General features: G+C 70.6%; 19 protein-coding genes. 9 read left to right on the top strand and 10 right to left on the bottom strand.

Annotated elements, in window-relative coordinates; translation table 11 throughout:
* Nucleotides 1-18: 18 nt before the first annotated feature.
* Nucleotides 19-1,044, top strand: a complete 1,026-nt coding sequence (locus tag VGH85_05885; protein ID HEY2173327.1) for an aldo/keto reductase — start codon at nt 19-21, stop codon at nt 1,042-1,044.
* A gap of 60 nt (nt 1,045-1,104) precedes the next feature.
* On the top strand, nt 1,105-2,316 hold the full coding sequence (locus tag VGH85_05890; GenBank protein HEY2173328.1) for an MFS transporter: 1,212 nt from the start codon (nt 1,105-1,107) through the stop codon (nt 2,314-2,316).
* Here VGH85_05890 and VGH85_05895 read toward each other — a convergent pair whose 3' ends face one another.
* Complete coding sequence (locus tag VGH85_05895; GenBank protein ID HEY2173329.1) at nt 2,317-2,526, bottom strand: TOBE domain-containing protein; 210 nt, start codon at nt 2,524-2,526, stop codon at nt 2,317-2,319.
* Nucleotides 2,527-2,650: 124 nt separating this feature from the next.
* On the opposite strand from VGH85_05895, the gene VGH85_05900 reads away from it, so the two are divergent.
* Nucleotides 2,651-3,970: an aromatic acid exporter family protein gene (locus tag VGH85_05900; GenBank protein HEY2173330.1), complete on the top strand. Its 1,320-nt coding sequence runs from the start codon at nt 2,651-2,653 to the stop codon at nt 3,968-3,970.
* 240 nt (nt 3,971-4,210) lie between these two features.
* A complete protein-coding gene (locus tag VGH85_05905; protein HEY2173331.1) occupies nt 4,211-4,585 on the top strand; it encodes a hypothetical protein in 375 nt (124 codons plus the stop codon).
* Here VGH85_05905 and VGH85_05910 read toward each other — a convergent pair.
* From VGH85_05910 to VGH85_05935, 6 genes are all read right to left on the bottom strand, one after another.
* Nucleotides 4,582-4,830, bottom strand: a complete 249-nt coding sequence (locus tag VGH85_05910) for a hypothetical protein (GenBank protein HEY2173332.1) — start codon at nt 4,828-4,830, stop codon at nt 4,582-4,584. The genes VGH85_05905 and VGH85_05910 overlap by 4 nt on opposite strands.
* Before the next feature lie 342 nt (nt 4,831-5,172).
* Nucleotides 5,173-5,718 (bottom strand): pyridoxamine 5'-phosphate oxidase family protein, encoded by a 546-nt coding sequence (locus tag VGH85_05915; protein HEY2173333.1) that lies wholly within the window; start codon nt 5,716-5,718, stop codon nt 5,173-5,175.
* A gap of 34 nt (nt 5,719-5,752) precedes the next feature.
* Complete coding sequence (locus VGH85_05920; GenBank protein ID HEY2173334.1) at nt 5,753-7,420, bottom strand: SpoIIE family protein phosphatase; 1,668 nt, start codon at nt 7,418-7,420, stop codon at nt 5,753-5,755.
* A gap of 63 nt (nt 7,421-7,483) precedes the next feature.
* A complete protein-coding gene (locus VGH85_05925) occupies nt 7,484-8,488 on the bottom strand; it encodes a hypothetical protein (protein ID HEY2173335.1) in 1,005 nt (334 codons plus the stop codon).
* 212 nt (nt 8,489-8,700) lie between these two features.
* Nucleotides 8,701-9,948, bottom strand: coding sequence for an ROK family transcriptional regulator (locus VGH85_05930; protein ID HEY2173336.1), 1,248 nt, complete (start codon nt 9,946-9,948; stop codon nt 8,701-8,703).
* A gap of 107 nt (nt 9,949-10,055) precedes the next feature.
* A complete protein-coding gene (locus VGH85_05935; GenBank protein ID HEY2173337.1) occupies nt 10,056-10,955 on the bottom strand; it encodes a helix-turn-helix transcriptional regulator in 900 nt (299 codons plus the stop codon).
* 67 nt (nt 10,956-11,022) lie between these two features.
* Between VGH85_05935 and VGH85_05940 the strand changes: the two genes are divergently transcribed.
* The 4 genes from VGH85_05940 (at nt 11,023) to VGH85_05955 (ending at nt 16,564) form a co-directional block, all read left to right on the top strand.
* Nucleotides 11,023-13,146: an ABC transporter substrate-binding protein gene (locus VGH85_05940; GenBank protein HEY2173338.1), complete on the top strand. Its 2,124-nt coding sequence runs from the start codon at nt 11,023-11,025 to the stop codon at nt 13,144-13,146.
* 32 nt (nt 13,147-13,178) lie between these two features.
* Nucleotides 13,179-14,207, top strand: a complete 1,029-nt coding sequence (locus tag VGH85_05945; GenBank protein ID HEY2173339.1) for a Gfo/Idh/MocA family oxidoreductase — start codon at nt 13,179-13,181, stop codon at nt 14,205-14,207.
* Nucleotides 14,204-15,052: a phytanoyl-CoA dioxygenase family protein gene (locus VGH85_05950; GenBank protein ID HEY2173340.1), complete on the top strand. Its 849-nt coding sequence runs from the start codon at nt 14,204-14,206 to the stop codon at nt 15,050-15,052. The genes VGH85_05945 and VGH85_05950 overlap by 4 nt, the downstream gene beginning before the upstream one ends.
* Before the next feature lie 120 nt (nt 15,053-15,172).
* A complete protein-coding gene (locus VGH85_05955; GenBank protein ID HEY2173341.1) occupies nt 15,173-16,564 on the top strand; it encodes an MFS transporter in 1,392 nt (463 codons plus the stop codon).
* Here the strand turns inward: VGH85_05955 and VGH85_05960 are convergent.
* From VGH85_05960 to VGH85_05970, 3 genes are all read right to left on the bottom strand, one after another.
* Nucleotides 16,551-18,257, bottom strand: a complete 1,707-nt coding sequence (locus tag VGH85_05960) for a helix-turn-helix domain-containing protein (GenBank protein HEY2173342.1) — start codon at nt 18,255-18,257, stop codon at nt 16,551-16,553. The two genes, VGH85_05955 and VGH85_05960, sit on opposite strands and share 14 nt — an antisense overlap.
* Before the next feature lie 201 nt (nt 18,258-18,458).
* On the bottom strand, nt 18,459-18,893 hold the full coding sequence (locus VGH85_05965; GenBank protein ID HEY2173343.1) for a PaaI family thioesterase: 435 nt from the start codon (nt 18,891-18,893) through the stop codon (nt 18,459-18,461).
* Nucleotides 18,894-18,937: 44 nt separating this feature from the next.
* A complete protein-coding gene (locus VGH85_05970) occupies nt 18,938-19,717 on the bottom strand; it encodes a helix-turn-helix domain-containing protein (GenBank protein HEY2173344.1) in 780 nt (259 codons plus the stop codon).
* Between the two features lie 115 nt (nt 19,718-19,832).
* Between VGH85_05970 and VGH85_05975 the strand changes: the two genes are divergently transcribed.
* A partial coding sequence (locus tag VGH85_05975) for an enolase (GenBank protein ID HEY2173345.1) occupies nt 19,833-20,165 on the top strand: 333 nt, incomplete at its 3' end.

A 20,165-nucleotide genomic window follows, 5' to 3' on the forward strand; every position in this document is an offset into this window, starting at 1 on the left:
GGGACTAGGGTTTGCAACATGGATTACAGAGTGCTTGGAAAGACAGGTGTAAAGGTCAGCCCGTTGTGTCTGGGCGCGATGATGTTCGGCGCCACAGGCAATCGCGACCACGACGACTCGGTGCGGATCATCCGGCGCGCCCTCGACGCCGGCATCAACTTTGTCGACACCGCGGATGTCTATTCGCACGGGGAATCCGAGGAGATTGTCGGGAAGGCGCTCTCCGGCGGCCGCCGCGACAATGTCGTGCTGGCGACGAAGGCGCACGGCAGCATGGGGGACGACCCCAACGCGCAGGGCAACTCGCGGCGCTGGATCGTGCAGGAGGTCGAGAACAGCCTGCGGCGCCTCGGGACGGACTGGATCGACCTCTACCAGATCCACCGGCCGGACGCGACGACGGACATCGACGAGACGCTCGGCGCGCTGACCGACCTGGTCCGGGACGGGAAGATCCGCTACTTCGGCTCGTCCACCTTCCCGGCGTACCAGATCGTCGAGGCACAGTGGACGGCCGAGCGCCGCGGGCGTGAGCGGTTCATGTGTGAGCAGCCGCCGTATTCGATCCTTGTCCGAGGGATCGAAGCCGACGTGCTGCCGGTCTGTGAGAACTACGGCATGGGCGTCATCCCGTGGAGCCCGCTGGCCGGTGGTTGGCTCAGCGGCCGCTATCGCAAGGGTCAGGACGCTCCGAACACCCACCGCGCGCAGCGGCTCCCCGAGCGCTTCGACCTCTCCGTGCCGGTCAACCAGCGCAAGCTGGACGCCGTCGAGGACCTCGCGCAGCTCGCGGAGAAGGCCGGCATCAGCCTGGTCGAGCTCGCGGTCGCGTTCGTGATCCGGCACCCGGCGGTCACCTCCGCGATCATCGGGCCGCGGACGATGGAGCAGTTGGAGACGCAGCTCGGTGCGGCCGACGTCACGTTGAGCGACGAGCTGCTCGACGCGATCGATGAGATCGTGCCGCCCGGCACCAACGTCAACCCCGGTGACGCCGGCTGGAAGCCGCCGGCGCTGACGGAGTCGGGCCTGCGGCGGCGCTGACCGTCACACGACGCTGAGGCGGCTCGGCGGCGAGGCGTTTGGCATGCTGTCCGCGTGCCGATGATGACCCTCGCCGCCGCGCCGTACCCGGTCCTGCGCCGGTCGGCCATGGCGACCGGGCTCGTCTTCGCGCTGTCCGGGCTGGTCCAGGCCAGCTGGGTGTCGCGGCTGCCGGAGGTTCGCACCCGGTTGCACGCCGACCCGGGATCGCTCGGTCTGGCCCTGTTGGGGATCGCCGTCGGGTCGATCCTCGCGACGCCGATGACCGGCAGACTGGTCCGGCGTTTCGGGAGCCGGACGGTGGTCGCCGCGAGCTGCGGGCTGTCCACACTCGCTCTGGTCGGCGCCTCCCTGGTCCAGTCGGTGGTCGAGCTCGGACTCGTGCTGTTCGTGTTCGGCGTCGGCTACGGGTCGTGGGACGTCGCGATGAACATCCACGGACACGGCGTGGAGGCGTCGGCGGGTAAGGCGTGGATGCCCCGCTATCACGCCGCCTGGAGCGTCGGCAGCTTCCTCGGCGCCGGTCTCGGCGCGCTCGCGGTCGCGATCGGTGTCCCGGTCGCGGCGCACTTCTCGGTCGCCTCGGCCGGCGTGTTCGCGGCGGTACTCGGTCTGCTGATGCTCTTCCTCGCCGACGACGACGCGACGAGTGGCTCCGAACTCGACGACGCGGCCACCGCGGCCCGGCAGGAGCAACGCGCGGGTCGGCTCTTCAGCCTCTCCCTGCTCCTGCTCGGCGTCGTACTCGGCTGCTCGACGCTCATCGAAGGCGCCGCGTCGGACTGGCTGGCGATCTATTTCGACGATGTCCGGCACGTGACGCCCGCGGCCGGGGCGGCGGCGTTCACGACCTTCGCGGTAGCGATGGCCGCGAGCCGCGGTGCCGGCACCTGGACCATCAACTGGCTCGGGCGGGCGGGCGCCGTACGCGCGAGTTCGGCGGTGGCGCTGGTCGGCGTCGGCATGCTGCTGCTCTCCCCCGTCGTCGCCCTCGCTTACGTCGGAGCGGCGCTGTGGGGCCTGGGTACGGCGATCGTCTTCCCGGCCGTGATCAGTGCGGCCGGCGACACCCCCGGCCGCTCGGCCGAGGCGATTTCGATGGTCGCGCCGATCGGCTACAGCGGATTCCTGCTGGGGCCGCCGCTGATCGGACTGCTCGCCCGGTCGATCGGGATCGGGCATGCGCTGTGGGTGGTCGGCGGGCTCGCCGCCATCATGGTCGCCTTCGCCGGAGCGACCCGTGAGCGCCAGCGCGACGAAGCGATGCCGTAGTCAGTCGACGGCGAGCATCACCTCGGTGGCCTTCACCAGCGTCGTGACGGGCTTGCCGGGACCCAGATCGAGGTCGTCGGCGGCGTCCCGGGTGATCGCCGCGGTGACGGTCTGGCCGCCGTCGAGGATGACCTTCACCACGGCCATGGCCTCGCCGTAGGTGACCGACTCCACGGTTCCGGGCAGCTGGTTGCGGGTCGACAGACGCATGCGGACCTCCATGGCGGGTGGGATCGTCAGCTGCCGACACTAGCCAGCGCGAGCCGCCGACCGCACGAGCCGGGACATCGACCCGGGCTACGGTGGACGGCATCTCCGAGTCACGGGAGCCGGCATGTGGGGCGGTGACTGGCGGACGACGCTGACTGCGGTCGAGTCGGCCACCCGCGCACGGGCGCTGCGACTCGTCCGGCGTGGCCGCACCCCGGGGCTGCGTACGGCGAAGACCACTCTCGCCGCTGTCCTGTCCTACGTCATCGCCAAGCAGCTGGGGACCAGTGCGCAGCCGGTGCTCGCGCCGCTGACCGCGATCCTGGTGGTCCAGCTGACCATGTACGAGACGGTCACCCACGGCCTGGGCCGGGTCGCCAGCGTCCTCGCCGGGGTGCTCGTCGCCGTCGGTGTCGCGTCGTTCGTCGGCCTGACCTGGTGGAGCCTCGGCATCGTCGTCGCGGTGTCCCTCGTCGTCGGACGGCTGTTGCGGCTGGGACCGAACCTGCTCGAGGTGCCCATCTCGGCGATGCTGGTGCTCGCGGTGGGCGGGGCGGAGACGGTGGCGGCCGGGCGGGTCTACGAGACGGTGATCGGTGCGGCCGTCGGCGTCGCCGTCAACGTCGTGATCGCCCCGCCGCTCTACGTGCAACCTGCCGGCGACGCCGTGAGCGAGCTGGCCGACCGGATGGCGGAGTTCGTCCGCGGCCTCGCCGGAGAGCTCCGGTCCGGCTGGTCGCGGGATGCTGCGGATCGCTGGCTCAACGCCGCCCGGGCTCTCGACCAGGAGGTGGCCCGCGCGGACCGGACGCTGGGCCGGGCCGAGGAGAGCGCCCGGCTCAATCCCCGCGGCGCCAAGGCCCGCGAGGCGCAACCGCCGCTGCGCACCGCGCTCACCGGCCTCGAGCTCAGTCAGGCGGGGCTGCGCAGCCTCGCCCGGGCGCTGCTCGACCGCACCTATTTCGTGCCCGGCGACGAGGAGGGGACGGCGTACGGCGAAGAGGTGCGGATGGCCCTCGCCGACGTCCTGGACGCCGCCGCCAGCGCACTGCAGCACGTCACCGGGGTCACCTCACCGACCGGATCGCCGGACGACGCCCGCCGGGAGGTCGACGCCGCGCTGACCGAATTTCATCGGCGCCGGAACCGGCTCGCCGAACTGCTGCTCGTCGACCCGTATGCAGACCAGGGTGCCTGGCAGCAGCACGGCGCCCTGCTCGCCGCCGTCGACCGGCTGCGGATCGACATCGAGGCGGCGGTCCGGCCGCCGAACCGGTCCTGGCGGCCGACGCCGGTCACCGACCGGCAGCGTCAGGCGGTCCGCCGGATGTTCGACGCCCGCGCCGCCCGGCAGGAGGCCCGACAGGAGGCGCGGGAAGAGGCCCGCGAAGTAACGCGCGACGAGGAGCGGCGAGACGACCGCCGGCCACCCCCGGTCCCCTGACCAAAACGCACTAGGAGTGCGTTGTGGGGGCCGGCACCGGCGTGTCGCGGACCAAAACGCACTCCGAGTGCGTTTTGGGCGCGCCCGGCGGGAGGTGCCCACCACGCCCGCGGCCCTGCTGGACAAAACCCACTAGTAGTGGGTTTTGTCCACGCGGGCGGACGGGGACGGCGGACGGGGCGGACGGGGGCGGGCGGCAGGTGGCGGCGGCACGCGGTGGCGTTGGGTAGCTTGGGACGGGTGGAAGAGAACCGGGCCCGGCACGTCGTCGACGCACTGCGTGAGCGCGGCGTCGACGCGGACATGTCCAAGCAGGGCGTCTACCAGTTCGGCATCAGCATCCGGCTGTCCGGCGGCCGTGAGGCGATCTGGGACTCCGACGACACCGCCGGGCTCGAGGCGCAAGTCATGCGGGACGGGATGCTGGTCGGCTACGTGCCGGTCATCGACGGGTCCGAGGACTTCAACGAGCCGCAGGTGATCGACGCGATCGTCCGCACCGACTACGACCAGCCGGTCGCCCGGCGGCGGAGCACCGCGCCCGCTCCGGCACCGGCGCTGCCCCGCAAGGGCGGGGTCTTCCGCCGGTTCCTCGACGGCTTCCGCTACCGCTAGTCGTCAGCCGGCCGGCGTACGACGTTGATGTTGAAGTCCGGGTGGCCGAGCGTCTGCATCAGCGAGAGCCACAGCGGCATGTACATCTCGGTTGCGCGAGCGGCCCGGATCCCGCCGAGGTCGACGATGCTGTCCGCGGGCCAGCCGAAGGTCTGCACCAGATCGGTGACCGTCCGCTTCGCCGACTCGTCCTCGCCGGCGACGAAGACCTGGTGATCGCCGGGCACCCGGGACGGCTCGACCATGACCAGGCAGTTGACCGTGTTGAGGCTCTTGACGACTTGCCCTCGAGGTTGTCGGCTCCGGCCGCGTCGAGGGCGGCGAGCGTCGCCGCACCGGCCGTGGCGTTGATGACCAGTTCGGCGGCCGCCGCAGCGCCGGCATAGGTGTCGAGGGCCACCGACTCGTGCTCGGACCGCCACTGGGCGAAGGGCGGGTTGCCCATCTGATCGGGTTCGGTGCGGTCGAGTGTGGCCTGCGGATCGCGGGTGCCGACTGTGACGTCGTGCCCGAGGCCGGTGAGCTTGGCAGCGAGGACGCAGCCGACCATGCCGGTGCCGAATACCGCGATCCTCATGGCTTGCTCCTTAGCCGGGCATCCCCGGTAGTCCGTCGATGCTGACGGCGTTCTTGTCCGCACGGTAGCCCGCCATCCACTCCGGTCCGCGCCGTTCCGCCTGCTGCGCGAGCAGGTCGCGCTCGCCCACCATCTCCATCACGGGTACGCCGAAGCCGCACGAGTCGCTGACGCGCAGGACGTCGACGATCACCGCCGCACGGGTCCCGGGATGCTGCGGGTGGCGGGCCACGAGGTCTTCGTAGTCGGCGTCACCGGGGAGGGCGACCCGGCCGCTGCCGTGGAAGCGCACGATCCGGGGCCGCGGCCCGAAGGAGCAGAACATCAGGCAGATCCGGCCGTTCTCGCGCAGGTGCGAGATCGTCTCGATGCCGCTTCCGGTGTAGTCGACCCAGCCGACCCGGCGCGGGCCGAGGACGGAGAAGGTGTCGTGGCCGCGCGGGCTCACGTTGACCAGACCGTCGCCCGCGAGCGGCGCGGTGGCAACGAAGAACATCGGCTGTTCGCCGACCCACTTCGTCAACGCGTCGTCGATCCCGTCGTAGATCTTTCCCATCGGCTCAGGTTATCGGGCCGCCGACCCGCCGCGATCAGCGTGACGGCAGCGGCCGGTCCACGTCCGCATCGGCGACGGCACGACGGCAGGCGAGCAGTGCCGTGTCGTCGCCCGCGCGGCCGCCGGAGAATTCCCGCACCCGGGCGAACACCTGGCTCAGCACCTCGTCGAGGAGTTCGTCCGCGTCGACCGCGAGTAGGGAGTTGAGCAGCCGGTCGAGGCCGAACTGTTCGCCGGTGTCATCGCGGGACTCGACCAGCCCGTCGGTGTAGGCGACCAGCATGTCGCCGGCCAGGAACGGGTGTTCCATAGTGCTCCAGCTCCAGGTGCTGACCACCGGTGACAGCAGCGGACCGGTCGCCGGGAGCTCGATGACCTGAAGGCCGGACGGCGTCGTCCGAATGGGTCGTTCGCCGTTCCGTGGCGGCGTGCCGGCGCCCATCGACCGGGCGATGATCAGTGAGGCCGGGTGACCGGCGTTGGCGTAACTCACCGCCTGGGCGCGGACGTCGATGATCGCGATGAAGATGGTGGCGAACTGGTCATCCGGTACGTCGACGAGGTGTTGGTGGGCGGCCCACGACAGGGCCTCTCCGGGGCTTCGGCCCGCCTCCAGGCCGGCGACCAGCAGCTCCTTCAGTTGAAGAGCGAACACGGCGGGGACGGGGCCGTGGCCGGACACATCGCCGAGCAGCAGGCCGAGCCGGCCGCCGTCGAGCTCGACGGTGTCGTAGAAGTCGCCCGCCAGCACGCCTTCTGCAGGGTCCAGCCGGCCCGCCACCTCCGCCCCGGGGACACTGATGAGGGTCGGGGTGAGGGCGTGACGCAGCGCCGCCACCGCCGGACCGCGCTGCTCCAACGCCTCCAGCGCGGCTTGGGCGCTGTCGATCTCGGCGACCAACTGACGGCGCATCCCCTCGACGTCGTGCCCGAGTGCGCGGAACTCCGGCGGCCCGCTGGCGGCCACCGGCCGATTCAATTCGCCGTCGGCGACGGCTCGGGCGTATCGCTGCACCGCACGCAACGGCTCGAGGACGTCGCGGTGCAGTGTCCACCACAGCACCCCGACCAACAACGCCAGCAGCACCAGCGAGACGATGACGAGGATCGTGAGCCGGTTGGTCAGCGTCCGCACTTCACTCGTCGCCGACCTGTCCAGCTGCGCGAGGGTGGCCTGCGCGGCCGCCACGCGGTGGCGGAGAGCGTCGAAGAGCACCTTCGCGCGAGCAGTACGGACCAGCGTCTGGGCCTGCTTGAAATGGCCGGCCATGGCGGCCGCAAGCTCCGGTCCGATGCCCGACCGCAGCCAGGTGTCGTGCGCCGTCCGCACCCGGTCGATCTGGGTGGAGGCCGACGGCAACGAAGCCACCTGCCGTTGCAGATCGCTCAACACCGCGGGTAGCTGCTTGGACGCCTGCTGATACGGCTGAAGGAAGGCCGGGTCGCCAGTGATGATATAGCCGCGCCCCCCGGACTCCTGGTCGACGAAGAGGGCAAGGGCCCGACCGAGCTCGACGGTCGCCGGGCTCAACTGGTGCTGCTGGCGGTCCTCGGCATGGCGCAGTGAGACGACGGTCACGGACAGCGCCGCTGCGGCGGCGATGACCACCACGACCACGATGGAAAGCAGCACCTGCACCCGGCGCCGCAACGACCAGCCGGCCGTCGTACGCGCGCCGTCGCCTGCCCCCCGACCCACCATCAACCGATCCTTGCTGTCGGGCGAGCCCACGGCAAGGAAACGGCTCCACGCGCCGCGACCGGGTCAGTCATGGAGCCACCGATCGCGGCCGTCGGAGGCAACTGCGCAGATCAGCTTGCCGTAGCGGGTGACGACAGTTTGATCTTCGGTCGCGCAGAATTCCCCTGGACGGACCGCGGAGGTGCTGGACGGAGGTGCGGAATCGGTCTGCTGGATGCTCGCGTCGACAATTGTCGAGCCGCTGACCGTATATGTGCCGGAAAAGTGCTGCGACGACCCGTCGGAGTGGTACGCCGTCAGATCGACGCGCACAGTCTCGCCGGTTACGCCGACAACCTGCAGAATGTCATGATCAGTGCCTGCGAAGCCCTGCACGAAAGCGGCATACGACGCGGCGAAATGATCACCGCCGAGGCGCCATGCGGTCGCGTAGTCGCGCGAATTGATCGCGGCGTAGTAGGACTCGACGACGGTTGACGCGTCCGCGGTAGGCGTGCGCACCGGCGCGGGTGTCGACGCCGCCACGGATTCGTAGCGATCCCACGCGGTCACCCAGTTGTTCGCGATCGCCTGTTGCGCGGTCCGCAGCGGGAGCCGGCCGGAGCAGACGAGCGCGTGCAGGTGATTCTCCAGCGCGTCCTTGTCGGGGCCGGAGGTGTCGTTCTCCGTCTGCGGCTCCGGCCACAGGTTGGTCGTGCTGTTGTCGCCGCCCACCTCCAGCGGGACGAGGTGGTCCAACTCGTACGCCGAGTGCTGGGCATAGGGGATGCCGTAGGCCGCGAAGACCGCGTGGCGCTCGCTCGTGGTGACGTCGCGGTGCGCCGACGACCAGCCCGGGGTGCACACCTGGGCCGCCGTCGCGGCGAGGAAGACCGCGCCCGGGGTGAGGTGCCGGTCCGGCAGCGGGAGCCCGGCCGATGCCGGCCGCGGCGGTCTCGCGGTCCGATGTGGCCGGGCCGGAGCCGGCGGCCGGGAGGTGTGCGGCGCCGAGGTCGGCGGCTGCGTCGTCCTGGACGGTACGGCGGACGGCGACGTCGACTGAGAGGCAGCCGGCGACTGCGTCGCCACGCCGCTCGGTGTAGGACTCGGTTCGGACGCGGTCGTCGCCGCGGTTGAGCATCCCGACACCACGAGGGCGCACGCGAGCCCGATAACTGCCTTCTTCATTGGTCCCCCGCAGCCGACGCTAGTGGCCCTGCCGATCGGGCGCGGACATTCGCCGTTTCGCGGGGCCGACGAGCGATGTCTCTGTCGCTGCGTGGTTGACCGGTGACTTTCGGTCAGGCGTTGCTGCGGAACACCGTCCGGAAGTGGTCGTCGGCGTACTGCCGGGCGAGGAGTACGGCGCCGCGGATCGGTGCGTCGGCGCCGAGTGCGGCCGGCCGGAGGCTCAGCCCCCGAACCGCCTGGGGAAGGGCGTCACGGCGCATCGCCGCCTCCATCGGCTCGAGCAGCAGCGGGCCGACGTCGGCGAGGCCGCCGGTGACGATCACGATTCCGGGGTTGACGATGTTGACCAGCCACGAGGTCGCCGTACCGAGGATCTCGGCCGCCTGCTCGATCAACGTCAGCGCGAGGCGATCGCCGGTCGCGGCCGCCGCGGCGACGTCCCGGGTGGTCACCGGCCGGGATAGCTCGCCGAGGGTCGAGCGACGACCGGCCGCGAGAGCGCGGGCGGCGGCACGTTCGATGGCCGGGCCGGACGCGACGGTTTCCAGGCACCCGACCTTCCCGCAGTTGCAGGTCTCCGTCGCGCCCGGGACGGTGCAGTGGCCGAGTTCGCCGGCGACTCCCGCTCCGCCGAGGACGACCCGGCCGCCCCGGAGCATGCCCGCGCCCACGCCGGTCGAGGCGTAGACGCAGACCACGTCGTCGTAGCCCCGGGCGGCGCCGTCCTCGGCCTCGGCGACCACCACTGCCTGCGCGGTGTTGTGCACGAAGATCGGCGCCGAAAACTCCTGGCCGAGCAGGTCGGCGACGGCGACGTCGTGCCAGCCGAGGTTGGGCGCGAGCAGGCAGACCGACGTCGTCGGGTCGACGATCCCGGGGACGACGACGCCGACGGCCGCCACCGAGGAGTCCTGCGCGCCGGCTTCGTGGAGCAGGTCATGGATCAGCCCGGCGGCCGCCCCGATCGTCGACCGCGGCGGGCCACCGGGTGTCGTCGCGCTGCATCGGGCGAGCGTGTCCCCGAGCGCGTCGGTGACCACCACCGTGGTGGTCCGGGCTCCGATCGCGACACCGACGAGGTGCCGCGAGGACGGGTCGACGCTGAGCAGCCGCGGGGGGCGCCCGCCGGCGGGAGCGCTCGCGCCCTGGCCGCTCTCGTGGACCACGCCGGCGGCGATGAGCTCCTCGACGACGCTGGAGACGGTCGCCTTCGCCAGACCCACCTGACGCGACAGGGCGGCACGGGACAGCGGTCCGTCCGTCCGCAACAGGGACAGCACGGCCTCGGAGTTGATCCGCCGGGTGACGTCCTGGCGGGCGCCCCTGCCGCCGGTCACACCCTCGCCGGTGCGCGTCATCGTGGCCTGCCCGGGACTCGACGGGTGCGGGGATCGAAGACCGGGCGATGCCACGACCAGGCATCCCAGGTTCGGTCGGTGACCTTACTTACCGCGGCGCTCATCGGCTAGCCGGAGTCCGGCCAGATTCGCGCGGCCAGGGCGGTCAGGTTGTGCCGGCCGAATACCGCGTCGATGCGGCTGGTGTCCGACGTCGCCCGGAAGACCGACGGTGGCGCCCCGAAGGCGGCGCTGAAGCTGCGGGAGAAGTGATAGGGACTCGCGTACCCGCACGCCTCCGCCGCCTGCACGACGGTGACGTTGCTGTGCACGAGCAGGCTCGCCGCGTGCGCGAGACGGAGCAGTTCGAAGGCCTTGGCCGGCCCGAGCGCGAAGGCGGCGCGGAACTGCCGGGACAGATGACCCTTCGACGTACCTGCGGCGGAGGCCATCTCATCGAGTGGGATCGGGCGCATGCCACGCGGCCACAGTCGATGCACGTAGGCCGCGAGCCGCTCGATGGAGTCGGGTAGTACGTCGGCCGGGCCGAGCTCGACGAGCGTGCCCGAGGCGACCAGGCGGACCACTGCCTCGAGGGCGGCCTCGGCCGGTTCCCGCCATCCGGCCGGGCGGAGCTGACCGAGCTGGAGGAGGTAGCGCAACAGCGCGTGCCGCACGTCCGAACCGGGTATCGCGATGACGGTTGGCCGGCCCTCAGGCACGCCGCCGTCGCGCAGCTCGAAGTCGACGTAGGCGTGCGCGCAGCGCCGACCGGCCGCCGGACGCGGGCCGGCATCCGACTCGTCCTCCCAGTACACCGTCGCGGCGACGCCCGCAGGCGCGAGCAACAAGTGGCCGGGCGTGAGCACCGCCGAGCGACCGGCACAGATCCACCGGGCGGCGCCCGACTGCATCCACACCAGCTCGTGACACGGCAGGATGCGCGGCCCGTAGACGCTGCCCACCGGCGCCTCGCCGCGTCCGATCGCGCGCACGCAGACCTGCGAGCGGTAGCCGGTCGATGACACGATCAGTCATCATCATGCGTCCGGCGGGTATGGGCAAGCGCTGCCCCGTCGGTCGAGAGTGTCGGCCGTGACCGATCGCGGCAGCATGTCCCGGCGGACGTTCCTCTACGGCTCGGCGCTCGTCGCCGGGTCGGCGATGCTGAGTGCCTGCACGTCGGGGACGAGCAACGCCGGGAAGGACGTCGGCAGCACCGCACGCGGCTCCGCGCGCACTCCCCTGACCGCGCCGAAGTCCCTCCGCGAGTCCCCGACCCTGGCCGGCCAAGTCAAGGCCGGCACGCTGCCGGCGGTGGCGAAGCGGCTGCCCGGCCATCCCTACGTCGTCCCGCACCACTGGGTCGAGCGCGGCCGGTACGGCGGCGTACTCAACATGATCGCGTTCTCGAGCGAGGGCGCGGCGGCGACCGACTCCAACCGCGAGTTCTACTACGGCAACTCGCTGCTCCGCTGGCTGAACGACGGCCTCGACGTCGGTCCTGGCCTGGTCGAGAAGTGGTCGACCAACTCCGACACGTCGGAGTGGGTGCTGCACCTGCGGGCGGGCGTGAAGTGGTCCGACGGCCACCCGTTCGGCACCGACGACATCCTCTTCTGGTGGGACGACCTGGTGCTGCCGGCCCACTACGCGCAGGTCCCGCCCGACGAGTGCCGGTCCGGCAAGGGCACTCTCGTCAAGATCACGGCCGTCGACGACGTCACCCTGAAGATGACCTTCGACGCACCGGCGCCGCTCACGGCCGACCGGCTCGCCGAGTGGGCCAAGGGGGCGATCGGGCACAACGGCCCGATCTGGGTGATCCCCAAGCACTACGCCAAGCAGTTCCACCCGAAGTACAACAAGAGCGTCCCCAAGAACTGGGACATCGTCGGCGGGCTGTGGGAACAGAAGACCGACTGGATGCGCAATCCGGCCTGTCCGACCCTGATCGGCTACCGGTGCAAGTCGTTCAACAACAACACCGGTGTCGTCCTCGAACGCAACCCCTACTACTGGGCGGTCACCAGGGACGGTGACCAGCTGCCCTACATCGACGAGGTCGTCATCAAGACGACGCAGGACGCGCAGGTCGGTCAGCTGCAGGTGCGGCAGGGCTCGGTCGACTTCTGCCACGGTCCGTACAACCAGATCGACCTGTCCGACGTGTCGACGCTGAGCCAGTCGACGAAGAAGGCGGGCACCCGGATCGTGCTGTGGGACAGCGGATCGGGCACCGGGTCGATGTTCTTCCTCAACTACGACTATCCCGACCCGAAGCTGCGCAAGCTCTTTCGCGAGCCGAAGTTCCGCCAGGCGATCTCGCACGCCTTCAACCGCGCGGAGGCGCAGCGCGCACTCTACTTCCAGACCGGCGAACTGACGACCGGGACGATGAGCCCCAAGGCCTCCGAGTTCCGCGGCGCCAAAGGGCAGCAGATCTACGCCCGGTGGCGCGACTCCTACAAGTCACACGACCCGGCGAAGGCGAAGGCACTGCTCGCCGAACTCGGCCTGAAGGACACCGACAACGACGGCTACGTGGAGTTGCCCGACGGGTCGAAGCTCACGATCCGGATCGACTACTCGGCCGACATCAGTCCGACGGAAGGGGCGAAGGACGATCAGCTCGTCCGCGACTGCAAGGCGATCGGTCTGCACATGGTGCGCAACCCCATCTCTCCGCAGACCTACGGCGACCTGTGGGCCGCGGGACAGCTCATGGTCCACACCAACTGGGAGGTGAGCAACGACCCGAGCTGTCTCATCTATCCGCAGTGGCTGGTGCCGATCGAGAACGCGCGCTGGGCACCGCTCGAGGGTCAGCTCTACGCGCTGCGCGGCACGGCCGCCGAGCACGAACAGCAGAACGTCGATCCGTGGAAGCGCAACCCGCCGCGGCTCGAGCCCGAAGCGGGCGGGCCGATCGCCGCGCTGTGGGATCTCTACGATCGCAGCAAGGTCGAACCGGACGAGCAGAAGCGGACCGAGCTGGTCTGGGAGATGATCAAGATCCACATCGACCAGGGCCCGTTCTTCATGGGCACCGTCGCCGGGTATCCCCAGGTCGTGGTGACCAAGACGGATCTGAAGAATGTCCCGGGCCGGGAAAACCTCGCGCAGGGCGGCTTCACCAACACGTGGGGCCTCCCGACGCCGGCCGTCTACGACCCGGAGGTCTTCTACTGGCAGAACCCGGCCGAGCACACCGCCTGAGCGCGCCATTCACCCGGAGGAAGCACGTACCGATGCCCACTGTCGATGACCAACCCCTCGGCGTACTGCAGATCGGCGCCGGCGCCGCCGGTATGGCGCACCTGCGCGTGGCCGGAAACCATCCCCGGTGCCGGCTGATCGCGGCCGCCGACGTGTCGCCGCCGGCACGTGCGGCCGCCACGGCGGAGTTCGCGGTCCCGGCGTACGCCGACTACCGGGAGCTGCTCGACCGGCACGCGGCTGAGGCGCAGATCGCCATCGTCGTCGTCCCCCATCACATCTACCCGGACGTGATCGATGCGCTTGCCGGCACCGACCTGCACATCCTGAAGGAGAAGCCGTTCGCCCGGAATCTCGACGACGCCCGACGGATGGCGGAGCGGCTCCGCGACCGCGGTCGGGTGTACATGACGTCGGGGCAGCGGCTGCTCGACCCGGCGTACCGCCGAGCGCTCGACCTCGTGCGCAAGGGCGAGCTCGGCGACATCTACCTCGCCGAGGGCCGGATCCTCTACGCGTGGAATCCGGACGGGCAGAACTGGGGTTGGCGAGGCGATCGCGACCTGTCCGGCGGGACGGCGATCCTCGACGCGGGTTGGCACATGCTTGGTGCGCTGACCGCGTGCAAGGGTCTGCCGGAGCGGGTGTTCGCCACGATCGGTTCGATGCGGGCCTGCCCCGGGGACTGGACGTCGGACGACAAGGGTGCGATGACGCTCGAGTACGCCGACGGCTCGATCGCCACCGTTGTCAGCAGCCACGTCGCGCTCCCGGACCGGTTCGAGCTGTTGCTGCACGGGACGTCGGGAAACCTCGAGGTCAACCTCTCGCGCCTTGTCCGCTACGACCGCACCGCCGCTGCCGGCGCAGCCGAGGAGTGGACGCGCAGTAATCTCCTCGCCGAGCAGCTCGACCATTTCCTCGCCTGTGTCGACGGGCGGGAGACCCCGGAATCCGGCCTGAACGAATCGCTGGACCTGCAGCGCATCGTCGAAGCGGCCTACCGTTCGGCGGCGACCCGGCAACCCGTCGATCTGGGTGACACGGAGGTATCGGTATGAGCAGCGAGCGGCGCCAGTCCGTGGAGGAACGGGCGGACCTCGGCCCGGAACTGGACGGCGTGCACCCCGTGACCGAGGCGGAGGTCGGCACGTTCCAGCGGGACGGACAGGTCATCATCCGCGGCCTGGCCTCCCCCACCGAGGTGGCGGCGTACCGCACGCTGATCGAGGAGGCGGCGCTCGGCACGCCGAAGCACGCCGCGTCGGCGGATGAGGGTGAGGTCTACGCCCAGGCCTTCGACCAGTACATCAACCTGTGGCAGCGGGATGCGCGGGTCGCTGCCTTCACCCTGTCCCGCCGGTTCGCCCGGGTGGCCGCCGCGTTGCTCGAGGCGTCCGGTGTGCGGCTCTACCACGATCAGGCGCTGTTCAAGCAGGCGGGCGGTGGCCGTACGCCGTGGCACCAGGACATGCACTACTGGCCGCTGTCCACCGACCATGCACTGACGATGTGGATGCCGTTGGTCGACCTGACCCCTGACATGGGTGAGCTGATCTTCGCGGCCGGTTCGCACCACGACGGGGCGATGGCCGACGTACCGATCTCCGGATCGTCCGACGCCATCCTCGAGAAGGAACTCGCGACCCGCGGCTATCCGCTGAAGGCCACCGGCACGATGGCCGCCGGTGACGCGTCGTTCCATGCCTCCTGGACGCTGCACTCGGCCAGCGCGAACCGAACCGGAACCCAGCGGGAGGTCATGACGCTGATCTGGTTCGAGGACGGTGCCCGGCTGATCGCGCCGACCAACGACGGTCAGCGCGCCGATCTCGAAAACTGGTTCCCGGGACTCATGCCCGGCGATCTCGCCGCCAGCCCGTTGAACCCGAATCCGCTCGACTAGGGCCGGTAACGCCTACGGACGGCGGGCCAGCAGGTCGACGACGGGGCTGTTCCGACGGCGCGGCCGTACGTCGAGTTACCTCAGTGCCCGACCCCGAAATGACACCGGAGGCGTGGAGCCGTGACGACCGTGTTACGGCGCGCGCCGACGACCCGACGACTGACCCTGCCGACGCTGCTTGCGGTCACGTTGATGGGCACGTTGATCAACAACATCCTCAACGTGCCGCTCCGGGCGATCAGCAGCGACTTCCATGTCGCCCCGTCCTCGGGTGTACTGGTGGTGAGCGGGTTCGTACTGGTCCTCGCGGCGGCCATGCCGCTCTCGGGATGGGTCGGGGACCGCTTCGGGCGACGCCGGACGATCATCGTCGCGCTCGCACTCATGGCGGCGGCCATGGTCGGCGCGGCCCTCGCACCGTCCCTCCCGGTGTTGATCGCGCTGCGCGCCGTGCAGGGCCTCGCGTGCGCCGCGTTCCCGCCGGCAGTGATGGGAATGCTGTCCAGCATCTACGGCCCCGGGCAACGGGGCCGGATGATGAGCGCCTGGGCCGGTGCGAACGGTCTCGGCCAAGCGATCGGCCCCCCGGTCGGCGGACTGCTCGCCGGCCTCGCTGGGTGGCGGTCGATCTTCTGGCTGCTCGCGCCGCTCGCCGTCGGCGTACTGATCGCGACGGTCCGCACAGTCCCGGACGACCGAGGCCGGCCCACGCCGCTGCACCTGCCGGGAGCGGTATCGCTGACGGTCGGCGGTGCGCTGCTGATGACCGCCGCGACGGCCATACCGCAGGAGGTCGTACCGCGCTGGCTCGTGGTCGCGCTGGCGCTCGCCGGGGTCGGCTTCGTCGCGCTGTTCGTCCTCCTGTCGACGCGGGCGGCGGACCCGATCATTCGGCCGAGGCTCATCATCGAGTCGCGGTTCATGCGCAGCGCGGTCGCGGCGTTCGCCCAGATGTTCTGCCTCGCGACCGTGCTCGTCGGAGTTCCGCTTTACGTCACGGGTGCGCTCGGGCGCACGACCACCGTGACCGGATTGCTGGTCTTCGCATTGCCCGCCACGATGGCTGCGGGCGCGCCCGTGGTCGGGCTGGTCAGCGAACGGATACATCCCCGGCGGGTGCTGCGGGCCGGGCTGGTGCTGCTGGCCACGGTCGAGCTGGCCCTCGGCTGGTGGGTCGGCACCGGCCATCGCAGCCTGCCGGGGCTCGTGGTGCTGCTGATCGCGGTCGGCGTCGGTGTGGCGCTCGTGCAGACGCCGTCGGCGACCGGTGCCACCCGATCGCCGGCCGGGCGGGCCGGCGTCGCGCTCGGGTTGTTCAACATGATGCGGTTCGCCGGGACGGCACTCGCCGCGGCCTGGGTGGCGGTGACCTACCCGCAGGGCGACCTCTTCCTGCTGTTCGCCGGCTGCGCCGCCGTCGCCGCGATCGGCCTGCTGGTCAGTTTCGCCGGCCCCGATCCGGTCGACCGCGCGATCACGGAGCAACCGGACCGGGCGGTCATCTCGGGTTGAGGTCGCGGTCGACGGCCTCGGTCGTCTCCGCGAGCAGGTCGAGCTTGTAGGCCAGCCACACGGTGAACTGGTGCTCGGCCTTACGGAGATCGAGGCGCAATGCGCGGGACGCGCGGTCGAGCTTGTAGAGCATCGTGTTGCGGTGGATGTGCAGCTCGCGGGCGGCGGCGTTGAGGTTGCCGCCGGACTCGATGTAGGTCATCACCGACGCCTCGATGTCGCTCGCGCCGGCCCGGGGGCTGCGCAGCGGGGCGAGCACGTCGCGGGCGAACGACCGGCCCTGCTCGCTGGCGGCGAGTTCGGCGAGCGTGGTGTAGACCCGAAGGTCGTCGAAGCCGCAGGCCCGGTCGAGGCCCAGCCGGCCGCGGAGGCCGAGCGCCAGGCGCGCATCACGGTAGCTGTCGACGATGCGGGTCGCGCCGATGGCGGGGCGGCCGTAGGCGAGCGCGACCGGATGGTCGACGCGACGGACCAACTCCTGTTCGAGCGCGGCTGCGTAGTCGGCCAGTGCGCTGCCCGCGGCCTCCGCCGGGTCGTCGCGGCCGTCGACGGCGAGCCGCCGGACCACGGCGACCACCTCGCCGACGACGGTGGCCAAGGTCTGGCAGTTCGGCCGCGGCACCAGCCGGGCGGTCTGCTTGGCGAGCTGGGAGAGCGCGGTCACCGCCTCGTCGCCGGCCTCGACGAGGTCACGCACCACGATCACGCCGTAGCTGCCGTCGGTCGGGAAGTCGTAGTGCGCCGCGCGCGCCTCCAGGTCACGCGCGGTCGCGAACCTCCCGTGCAGCAGGGCATGCACGAAGTCGCCCCGGGTGCGCTCCTCGGCCTGCTCGACGCTGCGCATCCGCAGCATCTCCGTCCCGACGATTGTGGCACCTTGATCGACCACGACCCGGTGCTCGGCGATGTCGCGCGGATGCGGCGTGGCGTCGCACTCGACCAGCACCACCCAGCCGTCGTGCCGGCCGGCGAGCAGGATCGGGTTGACCACGCAGGTCGCGTCGACGCCGTCGAGCCGCAGCGGCCACACCGCCGGGTCGCCGTGCTCCGGCTCCATGCCGATCGGCGAGATCTCGGCCTCGGTCCGCACCGCGGCAGCGACCGCGGCGGGCTCGAGGACCCGGTCGCGGCTCTGCTCGAAGGCGAGCACGTGGTACTGCGGATCGAGGATCGCCACCGCGCAGCCGGACAGCCGGGCCATCTGATCACACAGCGCCGCGATCCCGGAGCCGCGGTAGAGCAGCTCGACCAGAGACCGGTGCACGGTGAGCCCGTAGCGCAGCACGTGGGTCTCGCGGGCCAGCGTGAGGTCGGCGACCAGGTGGCTGAGCTCCCGGAACCCGACCCGCCCGCCGACCAGCACCAGCGGTACGCCGGTGGCCGGCGCGACGGCGTCCTCCTCGGCCCCCGCGACGATCACCGCCGCAGCCGCCCGGCGCTCCAACAGCTTCAGCTCGGCGTCGTCGAGCTGGCCGGACCGGGCGTAGATCACGACGCCGTCGAGTTGGTCGTCGGTCGACAGCGCCTGCTCCCACGGCAGGCACCAGGTGACCGGCGTGCACAGCAGGTCGGTCTCGACCGTCGTACGGGCCTGGCGTAGCAGCCGCTCCTGCAGCAGGCGACCGACGGTGAGCTGGTCGTCGGCCACCTCGGCGACCCCGCCGTCGTACGCCGCCCCCGTGACGTCTTCCATGGCGACTCCTTGGACACCGCGCACAACCGTGGCGACTGCCGCCACTGCAGACTCGCCATTGTTGCCGCGCGACGCACCCGGCAGGCTGGAATCGCTCAAAAACTGCCCGGCCCCAACAACTAACTTTCATGATCGTGATCGGATAAAGCCGCGAAACGCCGTCCAGATCCGATCACGATCATGAAAGGTAATCGCGGACCGTCAGCCGCGCGCGTCCAACGGGATGACCCGCGCCGTCGCCGTACCCGTCGCGACCGTCACTCCGTCGGCGTCGGTGAGCGTCGCGTCCAGGAAGGCGAAGTCGTCGACGCGGGCGACGACCCGGCCGGTTCCCACGATGCGTCCGGGCCGCGTGGGTCGCAGGAACGAGCAGGTGAGGTCGAGCGTCTCCTGGAATTCGTCCGGGCCGAGGCTGGCCAGCAGGGCCGGCCCCACCGTGTCGAACAACATCGCGGCGAGGAACCCGCCGAGTACCTCGCCCATCGGATTGGTGAAGTCCTCGGTGGCGACGAAGGCCATCTCGATCCGAACCGCGACCTCGTCGTACACGACGACCTCGGCGCCCAGTGTCGCCGCCGCGCGCGGGATCGGGCGACGTCCTTCGACCGCGTCCCAGAACGGACCAGTTCTGTTCATTCGCCGACCGTACGGCGCCGTCATGCCGGCAGATTGAACGAAATTCACCCCGCTGCGCGCGGCGGGCCGGGAAGCCGACCGGGGGACGTCCCGGCGAACTCGCCGAAATCGCGGATCAGGTGAGCCTGGTCGGCGTAGCCGGTCTCGAACGCGAGCCGCGCCCAGTCCGGCCGTGGCTCGCGGCTCATCCGGCCCAGCACCCGTTCGAACCGCATCATCCGTGCGGCGAGCTTCGGGGTGACACCGACCTGCTCGGTGAATCTCCTGATGAGGTGCTTGTGGCTCCAGCCGATCTCCCGCTGCAGCCCGCCGATCGTCAGGGTGCCACCGGTAGCGACCAGCCGGTCCCACGCGAACTCCACCTCGCGAGCGACGGCCGGGCCGGTGTCGAGGCGGTCGAGCAGGAACCGGTCGAGCACCGCGAAGCGTCGTGACCACGTCGGCTGCTTGCGCACCATCTCCCCGAGGCGAGCGACTTCGCGACCGAGCACGTCGTTCATATCGACGAGCTGATCGCGCAACCGGTGCATCGGCAGACCGAGCAACCGATAGGCGCCCAGCGGCGAGAGCGCCACCTCGACGTATTGCGGCGCGCACCCCCCGTCGATGACCGCGTAGGTGCTCTGTACGCCGTTCACGAACTCCGGCGGCCGCACGGCCGAGTCCTCGATCTTCAGCACCAGCTGCACCGAGAGCGACGCGGGCAGCACGAACCGTCCGGCACGATCGGGGGGACGCACCGTCCAGCCGCGATAACCGCGCGGAACCGACCCGCGCAGGCCCGGATGGGGCGGTCGCGAGACCGGAGCGTGCGGTGACCGCATGTGGTCAGGATGGCGGATCGACCTCGAAGGTTCCACCCATCTCAGCGGTCCGGGCGGGTGGGCAGGCCGGGCTTGCGGCGCTGAGTTATCGCGTAAGCGTTAGCCTTGATCCCCCATGGAAACCGCCGCGCACCCCCTTGATGCCACAGGTTCGGGAGACCTGTCCGCAGGCCCACGTGATCGCATCAGCTGGGTCAGGATCGCGCACATCAACCTCCCGCTCGAGACGCCGGTCAGCGATGCCAAGGTCCTGACGGGTGTGCAGCGGCCGCTCACCCACGTGGCCATGTTGTTCGCCGAAATCGTGACGGCCGACGGATCTGAAGGACTCGGCTTCAGCTACGCGAAGCGTGCCGGCGGCCCCGGTTTGTACGCACACGCTAAGCAGATTGCCGCCGAGCTCCTCGACGAGGATCCGAACGATATCGGCCGCCTGTGGCGCAAACTC

Source organism: Mycobacteriales bacterium, from assembly GCA_036497565.1.
Classification (GTDB): Bacteria; Actinomycetota; Actinomycetes; order Mycobacteriales; family QHCD01; genus DASXJE01.

What these genes read in the sequence shown, in the direction of transcription:
- VGH85_05885 (HEY2173327.1), top strand. Translation starts at nt 19, where the DNA reads ATGGATTACAGAGTGCTTGGAAAGACAGGTGTAAAGGTCAGCCCGTTG.
- VGH85_05890 (HEY2173328.1), top strand. Translation starts at nt 1,105, where the DNA reads ATGATGACCCTCGCCGCCGCGCCGTACCCGGTCCTGCGCCGGTCGGCC.
- VGH85_05895 (HEY2173329.1), bottom strand. Translation starts at nt 2,526, where the DNA reads ATGCGTCTGTCGACCCGCAACCAGCTGCCCGGAACCGTGGAGTCGGTC.
- VGH85_05900 (HEY2173330.1), top strand. Translation starts at nt 2,651, where the DNA reads ATGTGGGGCGGTGACTGGCGGACGACGCTGACTGCGGTCGAGTCGGCC.
- VGH85_05910 (HEY2173332.1), bottom strand. Translation starts at nt 4,830, where the DNA reads ATGGTCGAGCCGTCCCGGGTGCCCGGCGATCACCAGGTCTTCGTCGCC.
- VGH85_05915 (HEY2173333.1), bottom strand. Translation starts at nt 5,718, where the DNA reads ATGGGAAAGATCTACGACGGGATCGACGACGCGTTGACGAAGTGGGTC.
- VGH85_05920 (HEY2173334.1), bottom strand. Translation starts at nt 7,420, where the DNA reads ATGGTGGGTCGGGGGGCAGGCGACGGCGCGCGTACGACGGCCGGCTGG.
- VGH85_05930 (HEY2173336.1), bottom strand. Translation starts at nt 9,948, where the DNA reads ATGACGCGCACCGGCGAGGGTGTGACCGGCGGCAGGGGCGCCCGCCAG.
- VGH85_05945 (HEY2173339.1), top strand. Translation starts at nt 13,179, where the DNA reads ATGCCCACTGTCGATGACCAACCCCTCGGCGTACTGCAGATCGGCGCC.
- VGH85_05950 (HEY2173340.1), top strand. Translation starts at nt 14,204, where the DNA reads ATGAGCAGCGAGCGGCGCCAGTCCGTGGAGGAACGGGCGGACCTCGGC.
- VGH85_05960 (HEY2173342.1), bottom strand. Translation starts at nt 18,257, where the DNA reads ATGGAAGACGTCACGGGGGCGGCGTACGACGGCGGGGTCGCCGAGGTG.
- VGH85_05965 (HEY2173343.1), bottom strand. Translation starts at nt 18,893, where the DNA reads ATGAACAGAACTGGTCCGTTCTGGGACGCGGTCGAAGGACGTCGCCCG.
- VGH85_05970 (HEY2173344.1), bottom strand. Translation starts at nt 19,717, where the DNA reads ATGCGGTCACCGCACGCTCCGGTCTCGCGACCGCCCCATCCGGGCCTG.